At 52.8% G+C, this 17701-nt stretch carries 14 protein-coding genes; 12 read left to right on the top strand and 2 right to left on the bottom strand.

From position 1 onward, the window contains the following. Nucleotide 1: 1 nt before the first annotated feature. From ACIKP9_RS11000 to ACIKP9_RS10985, 4 genes are read left to right on the top strand one after another with little or no spacing between them, the layout of a single operon-like run. On the top strand, nt 2–1096 hold the full coding sequence (locus ACIKP9_RS11000) for an efflux RND transporter periplasmic adaptor subunit (protein WP_400882670.1): 1095 nt from the start codon (nt 2–4) through the stop codon (nt 1094–1096). Next, complete coding sequence (locus ACIKP9_RS10995) at nt 1093–4281, top strand: efflux RND transporter permease subunit (protein WP_400882667.1); 3189 nt, start codon at nt 1093–1095, stop codon at nt 4279–4281. The genes ACIKP9_RS11000 and ACIKP9_RS10995 overlap by 4 nt, the downstream gene beginning before the upstream one ends. Before the next feature lie 14 nt (nt 4282–4295). Continuing rightward, complete coding sequence (locus tag ACIKP9_RS10990; protein WP_449816004.1) at nt 4296–5672, top strand: TolC family outer membrane protein; 1377 nt, start codon at nt 4296–4298, stop codon at nt 5670–5672. A 10-nt stretch (nt 5673–5682) separates the two neighbouring features. Then, entirely contained in the window at nt 5683–6240 is a 558-nt protein-coding gene (locus tag ACIKP9_RS10985; RefSeq protein ID WP_400882661.1) for an isochorismatase family protein, read from the top strand. On the opposite strand, the gene waaA is transcribed toward ACIKP9_RS10985, so the two are convergent. Next, complete coding sequence (waaA, locus tag ACIKP9_RS10980; RefSeq protein WP_400882658.1) at nt 6223–7503, bottom strand: lipid IV(A) 3-deoxy-D-manno-octulosonic acid transferase; 1281 nt, start codon at nt 7501–7503, stop codon at nt 6223–6225. The two genes, ACIKP9_RS10985 and waaA, sit on opposite strands and share 18 nt — an antisense overlap. A gap of 85 nt (nt 7504–7588) precedes the next feature. Between waaA and ACIKP9_RS10975 the strand changes: the two genes are divergently transcribed. From ACIKP9_RS10975 to ACIKP9_RS10950, 6 genes are all read left to right on the top strand, one after another. Then, nucleotides 7589–9409, top strand: a complete 1821-nt coding sequence (locus tag ACIKP9_RS10975; RefSeq protein WP_400882655.1) for a sensor histidine kinase — start codon at nt 7589–7591, stop codon at nt 9407–9409. Next, nucleotides 9394–10095 (top strand): response regulator transcription factor, encoded by a 702-nt coding sequence (locus ACIKP9_RS10970; RefSeq protein ID WP_400882652.1) that lies wholly within the window; start codon nt 9394–9396, stop codon nt 10093–10095. The genes ACIKP9_RS10975 and ACIKP9_RS10970 overlap by 16 nt, the downstream gene beginning before the upstream one ends. Before the next feature lie 111 nt (nt 10096–10206). Continuing rightward, nucleotides 10207–11895 carry an autotransporter family protein gene (locus tag ACIKP9_RS10965; protein WP_400882650.1) on the top strand — a complete coding sequence of 563 codons (1689 nt, stop codon included), beginning with the start codon at nt 10207–10209 and terminating at the stop codon, nt 11893–11895. A 332-nt stretch (nt 11896–12227) separates the two neighbouring features. Further along, nucleotides 12228–14384: an adenosylcobalamin-dependent ribonucleoside-diphosphate reductase gene (locus ACIKP9_RS10960; protein WP_400882647.1), complete on the top strand. Its 2157-nt coding sequence runs from the start codon at nt 12228–12230 to the stop codon at nt 14382–14384. Nucleotides 14385–14454: 70 nt separating this feature from the next. Continuing rightward, entirely contained in the window at nt 14455–15168 is a 714-nt protein-coding gene (locus ACIKP9_RS10955) for a TSCPD domain-containing protein (protein WP_400882644.1), read from the top strand. 34 nt (nt 15169–15202) lie between these two features. Further along, a complete protein-coding gene (locus tag ACIKP9_RS10950) occupies nt 15203–15790 on the top strand; it encodes a cysteine hydrolase family protein (RefSeq protein WP_400882641.1) in 588 nt (195 codons plus the stop codon). Nucleotides 15791–15862: 72 nt separating this feature from the next. Here the strand turns inward: ACIKP9_RS10950 and ACIKP9_RS10945 are convergent, their stop codons facing one another. Then, nucleotides 15863–16711 (bottom strand): SDR family oxidoreductase, encoded by an 849-nt coding sequence (locus ACIKP9_RS10945; RefSeq protein ID WP_400882638.1) that lies wholly within the window; start codon nt 16709–16711, stop codon nt 15863–15865. 88 nt (nt 16712–16799) lie between these two features. On the opposite strand from ACIKP9_RS10945, the gene ACIKP9_RS10940 reads away from it, so the two are divergent. Both ACIKP9_RS10940 and ACIKP9_RS10935 read left to right on the top strand, forming a co-directional pair. Further along, a complete protein-coding gene (locus ACIKP9_RS10940) occupies nt 16800–17234 on the top strand; it encodes a winged helix-turn-helix transcriptional regulator (RefSeq protein WP_400882635.1) in 435 nt (144 codons plus the stop codon). Between the two features lie 123 nt (nt 17235–17357). After that, nucleotides 17358–17684, top strand: coding sequence for a hypothetical protein (locus ACIKP9_RS10935; RefSeq protein WP_400882632.1), 327 nt, complete (start codon nt 17358–17360; stop codon nt 17682–17684). The last annotated feature ends 17 nt before the right edge of the window (nt 17685–17701 follow it).

Raw genomic sequence — 17701 nt, 5'->3', positions numbered from 1 at the left:
TATGTTGCCACGACTCGCTTACAAAACATCCAGGCCCTGGCTCATGACCCTGGCCTTGCTTGCCCTTACAGCCTGCCAGAAACCCGCCCCTGAGACGCCACCTCCACGCCCAGCGCTGGTGATGCAGCTTGGCAATGCGCATGGCATAGACGATGGGCAATGGCTGACCGGCGAAATACGTCCGCGCTACGAATCAGCACAAGGCTTCCGCATTGCAGGCAAGATCATCCAGCGTCATGTAGAAATCGGGGATCATGTTCGCAAAGGCCAGGTACTGGCCCGGCTGGATGCCGAAGACAACCAGCTTTCACTAGCCTCGGCGCAAGCAGCCCTGCGTGCGGCAGAAGCACAACTCGCACTGGCACAGGCGGATAGCAAGCGTCAGCGCCAGCTGTTCGAGCAGCGCTTTATCTCGGCTGCCGCACTGGACTCGGTAGAGACTCGCCTGCAATCCACCAGCGCCCAGGTGCAGCAGGCGCAAGCCCAAGTCAAAGTTGCCAGCAATCAGGCGCAATACACATCCTTGCTCGCAGAACGTAATGGCGTTGTCACCATGATTGACGCGGAGCCAGGCCAAGTGGTCAATGCCGGGCAAGTCATCGCCAGGGTCGCGGTACCAGGGGAGCTGGAGGTACAAATCCCTATTCCCGAATCGCGCATGCATAGCCTACATGCTGGTGACCCTGCCAGCATTCGCCTTTGGTCAAACCGCGATCAATCCTATCAGGGACGCATCAGGGAAATCGCCCCGGCTGCAGACCCTGCGACCCGCACCTTCCGTGCCCAGGTCACACTGCTGCAACCCGATGACAAAGTGCAAATCGGCATGACAGCTGGCGTCAGGCTGGATGATCAGCAGCCAGGGTTCATGCTGCCCAGCACAGCGGTTTCACAGCAGCATGCCCAGCCGCAAGTCTGGATCGTGGATGCCAACCATCAAGTCCACCCTACTCCAGTCAGCATAGGCAACTATAGCGAGCAGGGCGTCAGCATCACCTCTGGGCTCAAGGGTGATGAAACCATCGTGGTCACAGGCGTACATACGTTGACCCAAGGGCAAGTCATCACTCCAGTCAATACCGAGGTGAATCAATGAGCGAACAGCGCCAGCGATTCAACCTATCCAACTGGGCGCTACACCACCGCAGCCTGGTGCTCTACTTCATGCTGGTACTCACTATCGCGGGCATGTTGTCCTACACCAAGCTTGGGCAATCGGAGGATCCACCTTTTACCTTCAAGGTGATGGTCATCCACACCATCTGGCCGGGTGCCAGTGCCCATGAAGTGGAACTACAGGTTACTGACAAGCTAGAAAAGAAACTACAGGAGCTCCCTTACCTGGATATCCTGCGTAGCTACTCCCGCCCAGGTGAATCGCTGATTTTCATCCATGCTGAAGACTCGACGCCACCAGCCAGTGTGCCCGACCTTTGGTACCAGGCCCGCAAGAAAGTCAGCGACATTCGCAATACGCTGCCTGAAGGCATTCAGGCCCCCACCTTCAATGACGAATTTGGCGATGTATATGGCAATTTGTATGCCTTGCATGGCGATGGTTATAACTATGCTGAACTGAAAAAGCAGGCTGAGGCAATCCGTGCCGAACTGCTCAAGATCAAGGACGTCGCCAAGGTTGAGTTTTTTGGCGAACAATCACAACGTATCTATATTGAACTCTCCAACGCAAAGCTGGCCACACTGGGCATCAGCCCTAGCGCCCTGCTGGAAACACTACAACAGCAGAATCAGGTAAATAGCGCCGGTGCCTACGACAGCGGACCGGAACATATTCGCTTTGCCGTGAGCGGACGTTTTGACCGTCTCGACAATCTGCGTGCCCTGAAACTACGCGCCAATGGTAACGAATTTCACCTGGGTGATATCGCCAAGATCTATCGCGGATTCGAGGACCCACCTTCCTCACGCATCCGCTACATGGGCAAGGAGACCTTGCTGATCGGCGTTGCCATGCGCCATGGCGGCGATATCATTCAACTGGGAAAGTCGCTGGATGCCACCACTGGCCTGATTCGTAGCCAACTACCCGTTGGGCTCAGCCTGGATACTGTTTCTTCGCAGCCTAGGGCCGTCATCCACTCGGTGAATGATTTTGTACACTCGCTCGCCGAGGCACTCATCATCGTGCTGGGTGTCAGCCTACTGTCTCTTGGGCTACGCACCGGTATCGTCGTCACCATCGTGATTCCGGTCGTGCTTGCCGTCACTTTTCTGTTCATGGAGATATTTGGCGTCGGCCTGCACAAGATTTCGCTCGGCGCATTGATCCTCGCACTGGGGCTGCTGGTCGACGATGCCATCATTGCCGTGGAAATGATGGCATCCAAAATGGAGCAAGGCTGGGAACGCATGAAGGCCGCCTCATTTGCCTTCACTTCAACCGCCATTCCCATGCTCTCCGGCACCTTGGTCACCGTCGCAGGCTTCTTGCCAATCGCCACCGCGGCCTCTGCCACTGGCGAGTACACCCGCTCCATCTTCCAGGTATCGGCAATTGCATTGCTCGCCTCCTGGGTGGCCGCCGTGATCTTTGTACCCTATCTCGGCTACTACCTGTTGCCTGATTATCGGCAACAAGCGAACCAGCCGCCATCACGCCTTGCACGCTGGCTGCAACGTGCTGCGCCCAAGTTAAGCCAGCGCATGCAAGCACGCAGGGCACAACACCTGCAGCATATGGCTGCTGGTGAACATGCCAACATTTATGATTCCCGCTTCTACCAACGCTTACGTACACTCATCACCCAATGCGTACGCCACCGCTGGATCGTCATTGTGATTACCGCTGGCTTGTTCATTGCCTCACTGATTGGCTTTGGCTCGGTGCAGCAACAATTCTTCCCGGATTCCACCCGCCCAGAACTCATCGTCGACTTGCGCCTCGCCGAAGGCTCCTCCTATACCGCCACGGATGGCGAAGTCAAGAAACTGGAGCAATGGCTGCAACAACAATCCGGCATCGAGAATTATGTCGCCTACATCGGCAACGGCAGCCCTCGCTTTTACCTGCCACTGGATCAACAACTAGCGCAGCGCAGCTTTGCTCAATTCGTTATCCTGACTGAAGGCAATGGCACTCGTGATGCCTTGCGCAACAAACTTACTCACCTGTTCGAAACCGATTTCCCTGCGCTCAGAGCCTCAGTATTGCGCCTGGAGAACGGGCCGCCGGTTGGTTTCCCTGTGCAGTTCCGTGTCTCAGGCCCTGACATAGACAATATTCGCGACATCAGCCATCAGGTGGCCGACATCATGCGCCGCAACGCTTATCTCACCAACGTGCAGCTGGATTGGGAGGAACCGGGCAAAGTCATGAAGATTGAAGTAGATCAATCCAAGGCCAGGTTGCTAGGTGTGAGCTCGGCCGATATTGCCAACGTGGTCAATGCTGCGATGCGCGGGCTGTATGTCACCGAGTTCCGTGATGGCATAGAGCGCATCGACCTCGTCTTGCGTGGCGACAGTATGGAACGCACACATCTGTCGCACTTGCCAGAACTCATGGTGCCCACCTCCAGTGGCACCAGCGTACCACTCTCGCAACTGGCCAGCATCACCCCCGACTTTGAAGATGCAGTCATCTGGCGCCGCAACCGCACACCGACCATCACCGTACGCGCCAACCTGATTGGTGACTTGCAGGCTCCCGTGGTATCAGCGCAGGTTGAAAAGCAGCTCACTAGCATTCGGCAGAAGCTCCCATTGGGTTATCACCTCGAAACCGGTGGCGCCGTGGAAGAATCTGCCAAAGGTGGCCAATCCGTTGCTGCTGGCCTGCCGCTGTTCATTTTTGCCGTGCTGACCATCCTCATGCTGCAATTGCAAAGTTTCTCACGCACCGTGCTCGTCGTCCTCACTGCCCCACTCGGCTTGATCGGCGTCACGATTGCCTTGTTGCTGTTTAACAAGCCTTTCGGCTTTGTCGCCATGTTGGGCACCATTGCCCTATCGGGCATGATCATGCGCAACTCAGTAATCCTGGTCGACCAGATCGAGCAGGACAAGCGTGACGGCAAGCCGGAATGGGAAGCGATTGTCGAATCGGCAGTACGGCGCTTTCGCCCCATCATGCTGACTGCAGCGGCCGCCATCCTGGCCATGATACCGCTCACCCGCAATACCTTCTTCGGCCCCATGGCAGTCGCGATTATGGGGGGATTGGCCGTGGCAACGGTGCTGACGATATTGTCACTGCCCGCACTATATGCAGCCTGGTATCGGGTTAGAATGCCGGACAATCAACCCAGGACCGGGCTTTAACAGACTTTCCAGAGATGACCACCATGAGAGTTGCGCACATCCACTTCATCATCGTTACGCTGGTTAGCTTGATGTCATATCAAGCACAAGCTGCCGATGGGCAAAACCTGCTTGATATTTACAACATCGCCGTGAGCAATGACCCGACACTGGCTGCGGCACGTAGCGGTAACCTGGCGATGCAAGAGAAAATCGAGCAAGGCAAGGCGCTATATCGCCCCAATGTTAATTTCTCAACCGATGCCAGCCGCTCTGAAACCGACATTCGTTATCTCGGCAACAACGCTATTTTCCGCAATGCGGGGCGTGAGTCTTTTGATACTTTTGGTTTTGGCGTCAACTTTACACAGCCCATCTTGCGCAAGGAAAATTGGGTACAGATGAAACAAGCTGAAACCCAGGTTTCCCAAGCCGACAAGCAATTAATGCAATCCCAGCAAGACTTGATGCTACGTAGCGCACAGGCCTATTTCGATGTCTTGCTCGCCCAAGACCAGATCGACCTGATCAACAGCCAGAAAGCGGCGATTTCCAAGCAACTCGAACAGGCCAAAGCCAATTTTGAGGTAGGCACCGCAACGATTACCGATGTCAATGAAGCCCAAGCGAGGTTTGACTTGCTCAGGGCGCAGGAAATCACGGTACTGAATGATTACGAAGTGCGTAAGCGTGCCGTACAAGCCATCATCGGCCGCCTGCCCTCGCGTTTTGCCACGGTGCGCCAAGACTTGCAGACGCGGCCTCCTGCACCCATGGACATGGAACAATGGGTGGGCCTGGCGACAGACAATAATTTAGCCATCAGCATTCAGCAAGAAGCTCTGCGCCTTGCCACACAAGAGGTCGAGCGCATGAGTGCGGGGCATTGGCCTACGCTTGATATGGTCGGCAGCTATACAGATACCCGCGCCAGCGGCAGCCCGAATGGCTTTGGTAGCGATTTGCAAAACGCGACCATAGGCCTCAGGTTGAATATCCCGCTGTATCAGGGTGGCGCCATCAGCTCACGCGTGCGTGAAGCGATTGCCAATCAGCAAAAGGCGCAAGACGAAGTAGAAGCCGCGCGCAGGAAATCAGAACTAGATACGCGCCAGGCCTACCTCAACCTCACGGGCAGCGTTGCCCAGGTGCAGGCTTACGAGCAAGCGCTCAACTCCAGCCAGAGCCAGCTTGACTCCACCAACCTCGGCTACGAAGTCGGCGTACGCAATAGCGTCGATGTCTTGAATGCCCAGCAGCAATTATTCAGCGCCAAGCGTGATCTACTGCAGTCGCGCTATAACTACCTCATGAACGTGCTGAAACTCAGGTATGCGGTCGGGCTACTGAACGAGGCTGACCTCTCCGAAGTTAATGAGCGCCTGGTGTTGACCAGCCAAAGTGCGCACTAAAGCTGCCATCATGCCAGCCACTGATTTAGCCAGCCGCCCCTTGAGCCAACTCGTCATGATTGATGTGCAGGAGAAACTTGCCACTGCCATGGCTGAGGATCAATTGGCAACATTGGTACGCAATAGCGACATTCTGCTGCGAGCAGCACAATTGCTGGACGTGCCCGTGATGTATACCGAGCAATATCCCCAGGGCCTGGGGCAGACCTTGGACACTTTGCGCGAGAAGCTATCCAACGCAACTCGTATCGAGAAAACCGCGTTTTCCTGCTTTGCGGTGCCGGCATTCCGCGAACAATTGCAGGCTGACAAGTCACAGATTGTGCTGGCAGGCATGGAAGCCCATATCTGCGTGTTGCAAACCGCATTGCAGCTGCAACAAGCTGGCTATCAGGTCATCATCGCGGAGGATGCCGTGCTGTCACGCAGCCCGGCCAATAAGGCTAACGCGCTGGCTAGGCTACGTCAGGCCGGTATCATCATCAGCAATACGGAATCGATCGTGTTTGAATGGTTAGGTAATGCCGAAGGTGCGGCCTTCAAGGCAATTTCAAGACTGGTGAGGTAGGTAACACGCCACCATATCGGCGATGCGCTGCGTCGCGCCACCAGCACTGGTGCTGAACTCCAACGCCTTCCAACTCATGGCCTGCCGCAGCTCCGGGTCACCGAAGATACGCTGCAAGGCCTTGGCAAGATCCGCTACATCCTGCACACGCCACGCCGCCTTGGCTGCAATCGCCATCTCCGTAGCTGCAGCAAAATTGAAGGTGTGCGGACCGATCAATACAGGCTTGCTCATCGCCGTTGCCTCAATGAGGTTCTGGCCGCCCAAAGGCTGCAAACTGCCACCGATAAAGGCGACATCACAAGCAGCGTAATAAGCAAACATTTCACCCATGCTGTCACCTAACACCACTTGCACATTCGCCGCCACAGTCTCGGAAAGCCGCGAGCGGCGCACGAAATGAATGCCACGGCGCGTTAGCAAATTAGCCACCTCATCAAAGCGTTGCGGATGGCGCGGCACGATCACCGTCAGCAATTGCGGCAATTGCGCTGCAGTAATCGCATCAAGGATCATGGCCTCCTCGCCATCGCGCGTGCTAGCCGCCAGAAACACTGGGCGTTGGCGACCAAAATATCCGCGCAACGCTTCCCCCTGCTCCACAGCCGCAACTGGCGGCGTGACATCAAACTTGAGGTTACCCATTACCTCCACCGGCAACTCAGCACCATACGGTTTCACCAGCGATTGCAATCGCTCGGCATCCTGACTGGTCTGCGCCGCAATCGCCGTCAATTGCTGCAAGCCATGGCGCACCACGCTGCCAAGGCGGGCATAGCCTTGGGCAGATTTGGCAGAAAGCCGCGCATTCACCAACAAAATAGGCATGCCGCGCGCCTTGCAGCCTGCAATCAGGTTGAACCACAGTTCAGTTTCCATGAGCATGCCCAATTGTGGCTGGAAATGGTTCAGGAAGCGTGACACGGCACCAGGCGTGTCATATGGCAGATAACACCGCAAGACGCTATCGCCAAATAACTGCTTCCCGGCTTCGCGACCAGTCGGTGTCGCATGCGTCATCAGGATTTGATATTGCGGATAGCGTTGCTGTAATTGCTTGATCAACGGCGCCGCACCGCGGGTTTCCCCCACCGAGACGCAATGTATCCAGATCATCGGCTTGGTCACTGACGTGCTGAAAAAGCCAAAACGCTCCGCCCAATGCTGTCGATACTCGGGTTGGCGCAAACCACGCCATAGCAGCTTGAAAGGCACAAAGGGGATCAGGAGATAAATCAGCAGGGTATAAATTAAGCGCGGCATTGGGCAATTTTCGCATGAATACAGGGCATAATCACGCATCCTTGTGCTTGTGTTGACTGAATTCGTGATTTCAAGAATTTTTTTCTTGTTGCTATGCTGGGCCTGTGTAGGCAGTGCTTATGCCAATGACCTGATCGTCAAGCGTGAAGTGTTCAGCGACATACAAGGTCAACTAAATATTGAGACCGTTCAGCATCAGCCTTTTAAGCCCATCAATAACTTGCTAATCGCGGGTTACACCCCTGCCACGCAATGGATGCGGATTACCATCCGCCCAACATCCAAAGCGTACATAGAACTGCGGATACGCCCTACCTACCTTGACGAAATCACGCTGTACTCCCCAGACCCTCAGCGACCAGGCCAGTGGCTGGAAAAGGTCACAGGGGATCGTTATGCCTATCAGGGGAGGGATCGCCATAATGCCATTACCCATGGTTTCGTGATTGCTGGTCACAACGTCCCCACGGTCTATTACCTGAAACTAAGGACCACCAGTACATCCCTGATGCATGTAGAAGCCTTGCCGGATGATGAGGCCAGCCTCAAGGAAATGCGCCAGCACATCATCGTGGTACTCTACCTCGCCATCATGTTATGGCTAGGTTTCTGGTCCGCCAATGATTTCATCAGTAAACCGCAGCTATTGACCGGCCTATTCACTTTTTATCAGTTAGCCCACATTCTCTATGCCCTGGCGATACTCGGTTACTTGGCGCCCTGGACACCTATAGATCAACTAGCGCTCAACGACACCCTCACCAGTATTGCCATCCTGACGATCGTATTCATCAGCATTTTGTTTCATTACGTGTTGCTTTCACAATACAAGCCCAATCGATGGGGAATGAGGATACTGCTATGCTTGGCAGCCCTTTTTCCCGTGTTGTTATGTGGCTTAGTGACTGGTTTTACCCAGGAAGCACTGAAATACAATGCCTATCTCGTCGTCCTCTCCACGGCACTCTTATTCCCCCTGGCACTCAGCGCTAGCGCTGAAGAAAAAGATATTGCTCCAAGCAGGAAAACATTGCGAATCATCTATGGACTGCATAGTCTATCCCTGATCGTTTCCATCCTTCCCGTGATGGGCTGGTCGCCTGCGGCAGAATGGAACTTGAATGCTATCTTGGGGCATAGTGTCATTTCCGCTTTCCTGATGTACATCATCCTTCAGCAACGCTCTTCAGCAAGCTTACGGGAAAGCAATAATGCCAAACTTTCCTTGCGACTAGCTAACCAGGAATTGGCATTAGAGCGCCAGAAACGAGATGAAATGGGCTATTTCATGGCTATGATCACGCATGAGCTGAAAACACCACTGTCGGTGATCAGGCTATCGTTGGATGCCCTGTCCATTACAGGACAACCCAAACGTCATATTGAGCAAAGTATCAGCGATATCAGCAACATGATTGACCGCTGTGCACAGATCAGCAAAATCGAAGAAAAAAATATCAAGATCAATTACGAAGCTTGTGATCTTGCAGGCATCTTGCAATCCCTAGTGACTGAATATGATTGCATAGAGCGCGTAGAGTTATCTATTCACATCATGACGCCATTGCGCTGTGATCACCTCATGCTCAGGCTGATCTTACGCAACCTGCTTGAAAATGCACTCAAATATTCACCAGCCAACAGCGCCATCTCAATTCGTATCAATGCCCAAACCGAGAATGATGGCAGGAGCGGGATTGCCATCTCTGTTGAAAACAGTGTGGATAGCACACCTGACCTCATACGCATTTTTGACAAATATTATCGCGAGGCCCAATCAAGCAAACATACAGGTTTTGGCCTCGGCCTTTATCTATCCAGGGCCGTCGCGCTATCATTAAACGGTTCACTCAACGCCAGCCTTTATCACCACCGCATCAGATTCACTTTATGGCTACCCAGTTAAATATCGTCGTCGTGGAAGATCACGATGCCTTGAGAGACGTCACGGTAACAGCCCTTGCCAGCAAAGGACATCATGTCACCGGGCTGGAATCAGCAGAGGCACTGTACGAACATGCAGACCTCCAATGCATAGACCTCATGATCATTGATATCAACCTACCTGGAGAGAATGGGCTCACCCTGACCCATCGCATCCGGCAGATTCACCCCAATGTAGGCATCATCATCGTCAGTGCCAACAACCTTGCTGAGCACAAAATGCAGGGGTATGACCAAGGTGCCGACATCTACCTGACTAAACCGGCTGCACTTGAAGAACTCAATAGTGCCATCAATGCGCTGTCCAGAAGAGTCAAGCCGCGACAAGAGCAGAACCCTGCATGCCTAACGCTACACCCCCGCACACGCCAGCTTATCCTTCACCAGACCAGCATCTCACTCAACGCGCAAGAAGCCGCTGTGGTACTCGCGCTGCTACGTGCACCTGGCCAGCGTCTGGAAACCTGGCAACTGCTGGAAATCGCCGGTCGCGAACATCCCGATTACAGTAAAGCATCACTCGAAGTCCTCATTGTGCGTCTCAGGAAAAAACTCATGCAAGTAAACATGCAAGCCGACCTGAACCCCATCCAGGCTATCCGCAGCTATGGCTATCAACTCTGCACCAACATCACCATCGCCGATTAACCCTGCAATACAAGCTGTAGGTTTCAGTAGGTTTTCTCACTCTCCCCTTTGCTAGCATCCACCGTGCTCAATGCACCTAATTAGTCATGCTTTTGTTCTCTCGGGGGGATCATGAAACCAAATACATTCAATACCAATACAAGAAATAGAGCATCCGTCAGATGTCTCAAAACAAAACTCACGATTGCAACCATTCTCAGTGCAATGTTCTCACAGCATTTATATGCTCATACAGCGTCTATCGGCTATGAAAATGCAGGAGCAAATGCCGTTACATTCTGGTATGGATCTTGGCATCAAAACGTCACGTTTACAGAGGGCAGTTTAGAAGTCACTGGCTCAAATGGGTATTCATCAACTGTCGCCTTCTCACTACTTGTCACAAATAAACCCGCCGGACTCATTGATGGCGTAACAAATTTCTTCTCTGATGGAACACAGCTAGTAGGCACACCAACACGAAGTATTTACACGTGGCAAGGTTCAACATTTAGTAATCTTTCTCCGGGTACATATACATTCAGATATATCCCGATTGCTAACCCTACTCAAGATTGGGAACCTATGGATTTAATTATCCTGTCAAGTTCCGTCGTTCTTGATGCGTCTTTGCTTGGAGGTGGATTGTTCACGCCAAACTCAACCACGCATAGCTCAGGCGCTGCTACAGTACTTGATAGCCTCGTAGGGGGTACAAATGTCGCGATGAGTAATGCACTCGCTGACCTGGTATTAATGTCCAAAGATCAACAAACAACGGCACTGAGCAAGATCGCTCCAAATACCAGTCAAGCATCCAGCTTTGCTGCCTCCCAAACTATTTCGGGCAATCTTGATACGGTACAAATGCGTCTTGACTCACTTCGCATTGATGGCTTTCAAACATCACTTGCGGAAGACCTCAAGGCAGGAAAAGTAAAACTCGCTGCCAACGGTGACCTGTCTACCATCTTTAACAGCACACTGAAAAAACATGGTTTTTGGACCAAGGTGTTTGGCGGGAGGGGCAATCAGGATATGTGCTCTGGCTTTGCAGGCTATAACATGAGCACTACAGGCATGGCATTTGGCGCTGATACATTGCTAGACAACAATTGGTTGGTAGGTAGCGCATTCACCTACGCAAAAACTAATGTCAATATGAGCGACTTTCGTGATGGAGACCATAGTGACATCAAGACTTACCAATTAACTGCTTATGCTGCAAAAGATTTTGGTCAATGGTATCTCGAAAGCATGCTGGCTTATGCCCGTCAGAACTATGATAGCTCCAGAAATACGGCCATCAGTGGAATTGCAAAAGGTAGCTATGATGGTGATCAAGTTGCTGCCCGTGTAAACGTCGGTTTTCCATTAGCATTTGGTGGAAGATCAACAATCACACCGATCGTGGGCTTGGAGTGGATCAACCTCCAGCAAAACGGTTATACGGAAAAAGGGGGCGGTCCTCTCTCAATGAAATATCAGGATGAGTCCGCTGATCGTATTCGCAGTTTACTGGCAGTCAGATTCTCTAGCGATGTCGAACTATCCAATGGAATTCGTATGCTTCCTGCTGTACAGATTGGATGGCGTCACGATTTCAAGAATGATGGTTTGAATGCCACTACCAACTTCATCGGTGGAGGCGCTGCATTTAAAACAGAAGGTCAGGAAATTGCCAGAAACACCTACAACATGAGCGGGGCCTTGCGCTTCCAAAAGACTGAAGACTTCTCGATCTCCTTACAACTAGATGGAGAGCGCACGACTGGTTACAGTGCCGTCACTGGACAAATTGTTGGTCATTGGAAGTTCTAGAATCCAGACTCACTTCTTGCATAGTCTTAATACCATCACCCGGCATCGCCGGGTTTTTTATTGGTTTTTTCCACCTCGGCATTCAATTCATATCTACCGTAGTCAGTCAATCCTTACCATCTACACAACCTAAGTACACGACATGACATAACTCACTGGGTCACTACACCCCAAAATCGCGCACGTGCACCAAAAAATACCCTTGACCATCACTACAAAATGAAATAATTTTTCATTTCATCACTAGATATTGTGGTTTAAAACAAAACAGCAACACCAAGCCTGCGTATTCGGAAATGGCGTCCAGCCACTAATAACAGAGAGGAAAACCCATGCTCAAGGCCGTGAAATCTGCCCAACCTGTGGTTCAGAAAGCCGATGTATCCGTTGTGCCCATACAATCCGTATCGTTGGATATCTGGGACAAAAAGTATCGCCTGAAAACCAAGCAAGGTAGTTTCATCGACCAAGACATGGACGACACCTACAAGCGCGTGGCGCGCGCATTGGCTGATGTAGAGACTGAAGAAAAACGTGGCTTGTGGTTTGAAAAATTCCTCTGGGCCTTGCGCCGTGGCGCGATCCCCGCCGGGCGCATTACTTCAAATGCTGGTGCGCAGGAGCACAAGCCCGCCACCAGCACCATCAACTGCACCGTCTCCGGTATTGTCGAGGACAGCATGGACGGCATCCTGGAGAAAGTGCACGAAGCCGGCCTGACCTTGAAGGCCGGTTGCGGCATTGGCTATGAATTCTCCACCCTGCGCCCCAAGGGCGCATTCGTCGCTGGCGCTGGCGCTTACACCAGCGGCCCGCTCTCGTTCATGGATATCTACGATAAGATGTGTTTCACCGTCTCGTCCGCAGGTGGCCGACGCGGCGCGCAGATGGCGACCTTCGACATTTCGCATCCCGACGTGACCGACTTCATCAAGGCCAAGCGTGAGGCAGGACGCCTGCGCCAGTTCAACCTTTCCACCTTGATCACCAAGGATTTCATGGAAGCAGTAAAGGCCGACGCGGAATGGAAGCTCGCCTTCCCCGTCACGGCGAAGGAAGCCGAGCAGGACGGCCTTGATGTACACAATGAAGAAACCGTGGTCTGGCGCGAATGGCCGCTCAAGGACAAGTACCTCACGCGCGAATCTGACGGCAAGGTGGCCTGCCGCGTCTACAAGACCATCAAGGCGCAGCGCCTGTGGGACGTGATCATGTCCTCCACCTACGATTTTGCTGAGCCTGGATTCATCCTGATTGATCGCGTCAACGAGATGAACAATAACTGGTACTGCGAAAACATCCGTGCCACCAACCCCTGCGGCGAGCAGCCCCTGCCACCTTATGGTGCCTGCCTGCTCGGCTCGATTAACCTGACCAAATTCGTGCGTGAGCCATTCACTGACAGCGCCTATTTTGACTGGGACGAATACCGCGAAGTCGTCGCCATCTTCACCCGCATGCTGGACAACGTCGTCGAAATCAACGGCCTGCCGTTGCAGCAGCAGCGCGACGAAATCACCCGCAAGCGCCGCCACGGCATGGGCTACCTGGGGCTGGGCTCCACGCTCACCATGCTCAGGATGAAATACGGCGAGGCCGATTCACTGCAGTTCACCGAGGAAGTCACCAAGGTCATGGCCGAGGTCGGCTGGGAAGTCGGCGTGGAACTCGCCGAGGAAAAAGGCGCCGCGCCTATCATGGAAGAAGAGTTCGAGATCACCGCCGATCTGTTGTCCAAGCGTCCGGAAATGGCGAAAGATGGCATCAAGCTCGGCGACAAGATCAAGGGCAAGGTGCTCATGGGCCTTTACAGCCGCTATATGCAGCAATTCCCGGAAACACTGCGCAAGCAGATCGCCAAGACCGGCTCGCGCTTCAGCCACCACAGCTCGATCGCGCCGACCGGCACCATTTCGCTCAGCTTGGCCAACAACGCCAGCAACGGCATCGAGCCGTCCTTCGCGCACCACTACAGCCGCAACGTCATTCGCGAAGGCAAGAAATCCAAGGAAAAGGTAGACGTGTTCTCCTACGAACTGCTCGCCTACCGCGAATTAATCAACCCGGACGCGATGCCATTCTCCGACAAGGAAGAAGAGCAATTGCCGGCTTACTTCCTTGACTCATCCACCATCGCGGCAAAAGCCCATGTGGACATCCAAGCCGCAGCGCAGAAATGGATAGACAGCTCCATTTCCAAGACCATCAACGTGCCGACCGATTACGACTTCAACGACTTCAAGGACATCTACCTCTACGCCTACGAAAAGGGCCTCAAGGGCTGCACCACCTTCCGCTTCAATCCCGAAGCCTTCCAGGGCGTGCTGGTGACAGAGAAGGATCTCGAGAATACCACCTACAAGTTCACCCTGGACGACGGCAGCGTGATCGAGGCCAAGGGCAACGAGGAAATCGAGTACGACGGCGAAATCCACACCGCCGCCAATCTCTACGATGCCCTCAAGGAAGGCTATTACGGCAAGTTCTAACACACATCGCAGGCAACCGGATAAGAGTCCGCTTGCCTGTCCCAGTGACGCACGCGCACAGGAGACGAACATGGCAATCAAGATAGAAAAGAAAATCACCGGTTACAACGTCATTACCGAAGAAGACAAACTCAAGGCAGAACAAGCCGCCGCCGAGCAAAAAGCGCACGAACAGAAGCTCGCCGAAATCGTCCAACTGGGTGAGCCATTGAGCCGCCCAGACATGCTGGTCGGCAACACCTACAAAATCAAGACCCCAGTGACCGAGCATGCACTCTACATCACCATCAACGACGTGATCATGAACGAAGGCACGCCGCAGGAGCACCGCCGCCCGTTCGAGATATTCATCAACTCCAAGAACATGGAGCACTTCCAGTGGATCGTCGCACTCACACGCGTCATGTCAGCCACCTTTCGCAAGGGTGGTGACATCACTTTCCTGGTCGAGGAGCTCAAGAGCGTATTCGAGCCCAGCGGCGGCTACTTCAAGAAAGGCGGCAAATATATTCCCAGCCTGGTCGCCGAGATTGGTGAAGTGCTGGAACAGCATCTCTACCAGATCGGTATGCTGAAGAAATCCGGCCCTGACGAACACCAGCAGAAACTCATCAACGAAAAGCGCGCCGAATATATGGAAAAACACGCTAAACCAGGCGCTGAAACCAATGCCGAAGGCTTCCCACCCGGCGCGCAACTTTGCAACAAGTGCCAAACTAAGGCTGCCATCATTATGGACGGATGCCTAACGTGTCTAAATTGTGGAGAGAGCAAATGTGGATGAATAATCAATACGTTAGGTCATAAAAGAGATAAAAATGACGACAACATTACGTGACTTAGTTGGGTTAGGCCAAACACCGGGGAAACTGGCAGATGCAGCCTTGATTCTGATTGATTGCCAAAATACTTACCGTGAAGGAATCATGGCACTAGAGGGGGTTGAACCAGCATTGCAAGAGGCGAAACTGTTGCTTGAGAAAGCGCGCACGCTCAAGGTACCGGTGATCCATATTCAGCATGATGCCGGGGAAGGCACACCTTATGACATTCGCGCCCATATTGGGCAGATTGCCGATGTTGTCGCACCGATCGCTGGCGAAGACGTGATTACCAAGCATTACCCTAATTCATTTGTTGGAACAAACCTGGATGATGTCTTAAAAGCTCATGGCATCAAGAATATTGTCCTGGCCGGGTTTATGACGCATATGTGCGTAAACTCCACGGCCCATGGTGGATTCAATCTGGGGTATGCGCCTACGGTAGTGGCCAGTGCGACTGCAACCCGCGCTTTGCCTGGCGCTGACGGCAAGATTATTCCTGCCTCACAGATACATGCAGCGGCGCTAGCTGCCACGCGCGATCTTTATGCGGCTATCGCCAACACTATCGATGAAGTCTGATATGCGCGTGTGATCGCGACCACTCCCGGACGGCATGGTTAATGCCATCCCGGGAGATTTCTACTGTCGAATTTAGACTGCTACCTCAAGCTGCTTGTCTATATTGGTCGTCGGGCGACCAATCAACTCGCTCAGTTGATGACTATCATCAAATAGGCCACCCTTGGCAGCACCCGTATCAGATTCAGCAAGCAAAGTTGCCAAGCCTTCAGGCAAGCCTGCATCCAGCAATACCTTACGATATTCAGCTTCTGGCAAATTCTGATAACTCACATTCTTGCCAGATACCCTGGCAATCGCTGCCGCCAACTCGGCTAACGAATATGCGGTGTCGCCAGCCAGTTCATAGACCTTGCCTGCCTGATTTTCCAGCGTCAGTACAGCCGCAGCCGCTTCGGCATAATCGACTCTTGCAGCCGATGCAATGCGTCCATCACCGGCACTACCCAGTAGCACGCCGTATTGCAGGGCAGTAGGCACACTCGCCAGATAATTCTCTGAATACCAGCCATTACGCAACAGCACAGCAGGAATACCAGACTCGGCAATCAATTGTTCGGTTTCCAGATGTTCTTTCGCTAAAGGTAATGGCGAACGATCTGCGTGCAGCAGACTGGTGTAGGTCAGCAAGCCAACGCCAGCAGCCTTGGCAGCTTCAATCACGGCACGATGTTGAGGTAAGCGCCGCCCCACTTCGCTAGCTGAAATGAGTAATAATTTATCGGCTCCGGCAAATGCTTTCAGCAGTGTTTCCGGCTGGTCATAATCTGCATGACGAATCTGAATGCCCTGTGCTGCCAGGCTTGCTGCTTTCTCTGGGTTCCTGACCGCGGCCACAATCTCACTTGCGGGTAAGGATTTCAGTAAATGCTGAATCACCAGCTGGCCCAATTGGCCTGTTGCACCTGTCACGACGATCATATCCAAGCTCCAGAAGTGTATTTACGAAGCCACAGAATAAAACTTATACTAACTAAATGTAAGTACGCACCAAAAGGTAAGTATAGAAATGGAAACCAACAACCCCACTATTCAAGCCCCCACCGGAGACACGCTCGGTCAGCATTTCTGGGGCAATGTATTTTCTGATCAATGCCCTTCTCGCGACATTCTCAACCATGTAACCAGCCGCTGGGGCACCCTGTTATTGGTTGCACTGCTTGATGGTACTTTCCGGTTTAGCGAATTAAGGCGCAAGATCAATGGTGTGAGTGAGAAGATGCTCGCCCAGACATTGCAAACCCTTGAGCAGGATGGATTCGTTGAGCGTATTGACTACCAGCGTGTGCCACCGCATGTGGAATATCGCCTCACCCCACTGGGGCAAACAGTAGGTCAAAAAATTGCATCACTGGTGCAGTGGATTGAGCAGAACATGCCTGCAATTCAAAGCGCAAAGTCCAAAACCAGCACTTCAAAAGCCATCAGTCACAAGCAAAAATAGCCTATAAATGAGTACCACCAGCTGAATCTGATCCGCAATTCAGCCAGCATTCTGCAACTGTGATTACCTGATCATTTACTGGATAATACTGATCACGACTCAAGTGCAATGAAAGAATACGCCATGCCAATCCTGAATATCCGCGCCGTCAACAAACGTGACCAGCTCATCACGCTGGATAGCGGGAATGTCTTGAGCATGACGGTTGAGCAGATATTCCGCGTGAATTTCTATATGGATGAGCAGATTGTCGGCTACCTGATTTTTGAATCGCTATCATCATTGAACAACCTTGAAATCAGCCCGATTTATAAGGTGCGCGAGGAGTCGTTTGCGCACCCGGCACTCACTGCCGATGCTGGCGCATTACGTGAAGCGGGCCTTGCCCTTTACCAGTCATACACCAATGGCAAGATCCTGATGAACAAAACCAACCCAGTCACTCATTAAATCTACCTCCCGCTTAT

This window comes from Methylobacillus methanolivorans (assembly GCF_044751345.1).
Classification (GTDB): Bacteria; Pseudomonadota; Gammaproteobacteria; order Burkholderiales; family Methylophilaceae; genus Methylobacillus; species Methylobacillus methanolivorans.
Note: the sequence above shows the minus strand (reverse complement) of the source record. Positions and strands in the feature narration are given on the sequence as shown.

Coding starts and splice junctions, on each gene's coding strand:
- ACIKP9_RS10935 (WP_400882632.1), top strand. CDS start 17,358: ATGCCAATCCTGAATATCCGCGCCGTCAACAAACGTGACCAGCTCATC.
- ACIKP9_RS10945 (WP_400882638.1), bottom strand. CDS start 16,711: ATGATCGTCGTGACAGGTGCAACAGGCCAATTGGGCCAGCTGGTGATT.
- ACIKP9_RS10965 (WP_400882650.1), top strand. CDS start 10,207: ATGAAACCAAATACATTCAATACCAATACAAGAAATAGAGCATCCGTC.
- ACIKP9_RS10990 (WP_449816004.1), top strand. CDS start 4,296: ATGACCACCATGAGAGTTGCGCACATCCACTTCATCATCGTTACGCTG.
- ACIKP9_RS11000 (WP_400882670.1), top strand. CDS start 2: ATGTTGCCACGACTCGCTTACAAAACATCCAGGCCCTGGCTCATGACC.
- ACIKP9_RS10970 (WP_400882652.1), top strand. CDS start 9,394: ATGGCTACCCAGTTAAATATCGTCGTCGTGGAAGATCACGATGCCTTG.
- ACIKP9_RS10940 (WP_400882635.1), top strand. CDS start 16,800: ATGGAAACCAACAACCCCACTATTCAAGCCCCCACCGGAGACACGCTC.
- ACIKP9_RS10995 (WP_400882667.1), top strand. CDS start 1,093: ATGAGCGAACAGCGCCAGCGATTCAACCTATCCAACTGGGCGCTACAC.
- ACIKP9_RS10985 (WP_400882661.1), top strand. CDS start 5,683: ATGCCAGCCACTGATTTAGCCAGCCGCCCCTTGAGCCAACTCGTCATG.
- ACIKP9_RS10955 (WP_400882644.1), top strand. CDS start 14,455: ATGGCAATCAAGATAGAAAAGAAAATCACCGGTTACAACGTCATTACC.
- waaA (WP_400882658.1), bottom strand. CDS start 7,503: ATGCCGCGCTTAATTTATACCCTGCTGATTTATCTCCTGATCCCCTTT.
- ACIKP9_RS10950 (WP_400882641.1), top strand. CDS start 15,203: ATGACGACAACATTACGTGACTTAGTTGGGTTAGGCCAAACACCGGGG.
- ACIKP9_RS10960 (WP_400882647.1), top strand. CDS start 12,228: ATGCTCAAGGCCGTGAAATCTGCCCAACCTGTGGTTCAGAAAGCCGAT.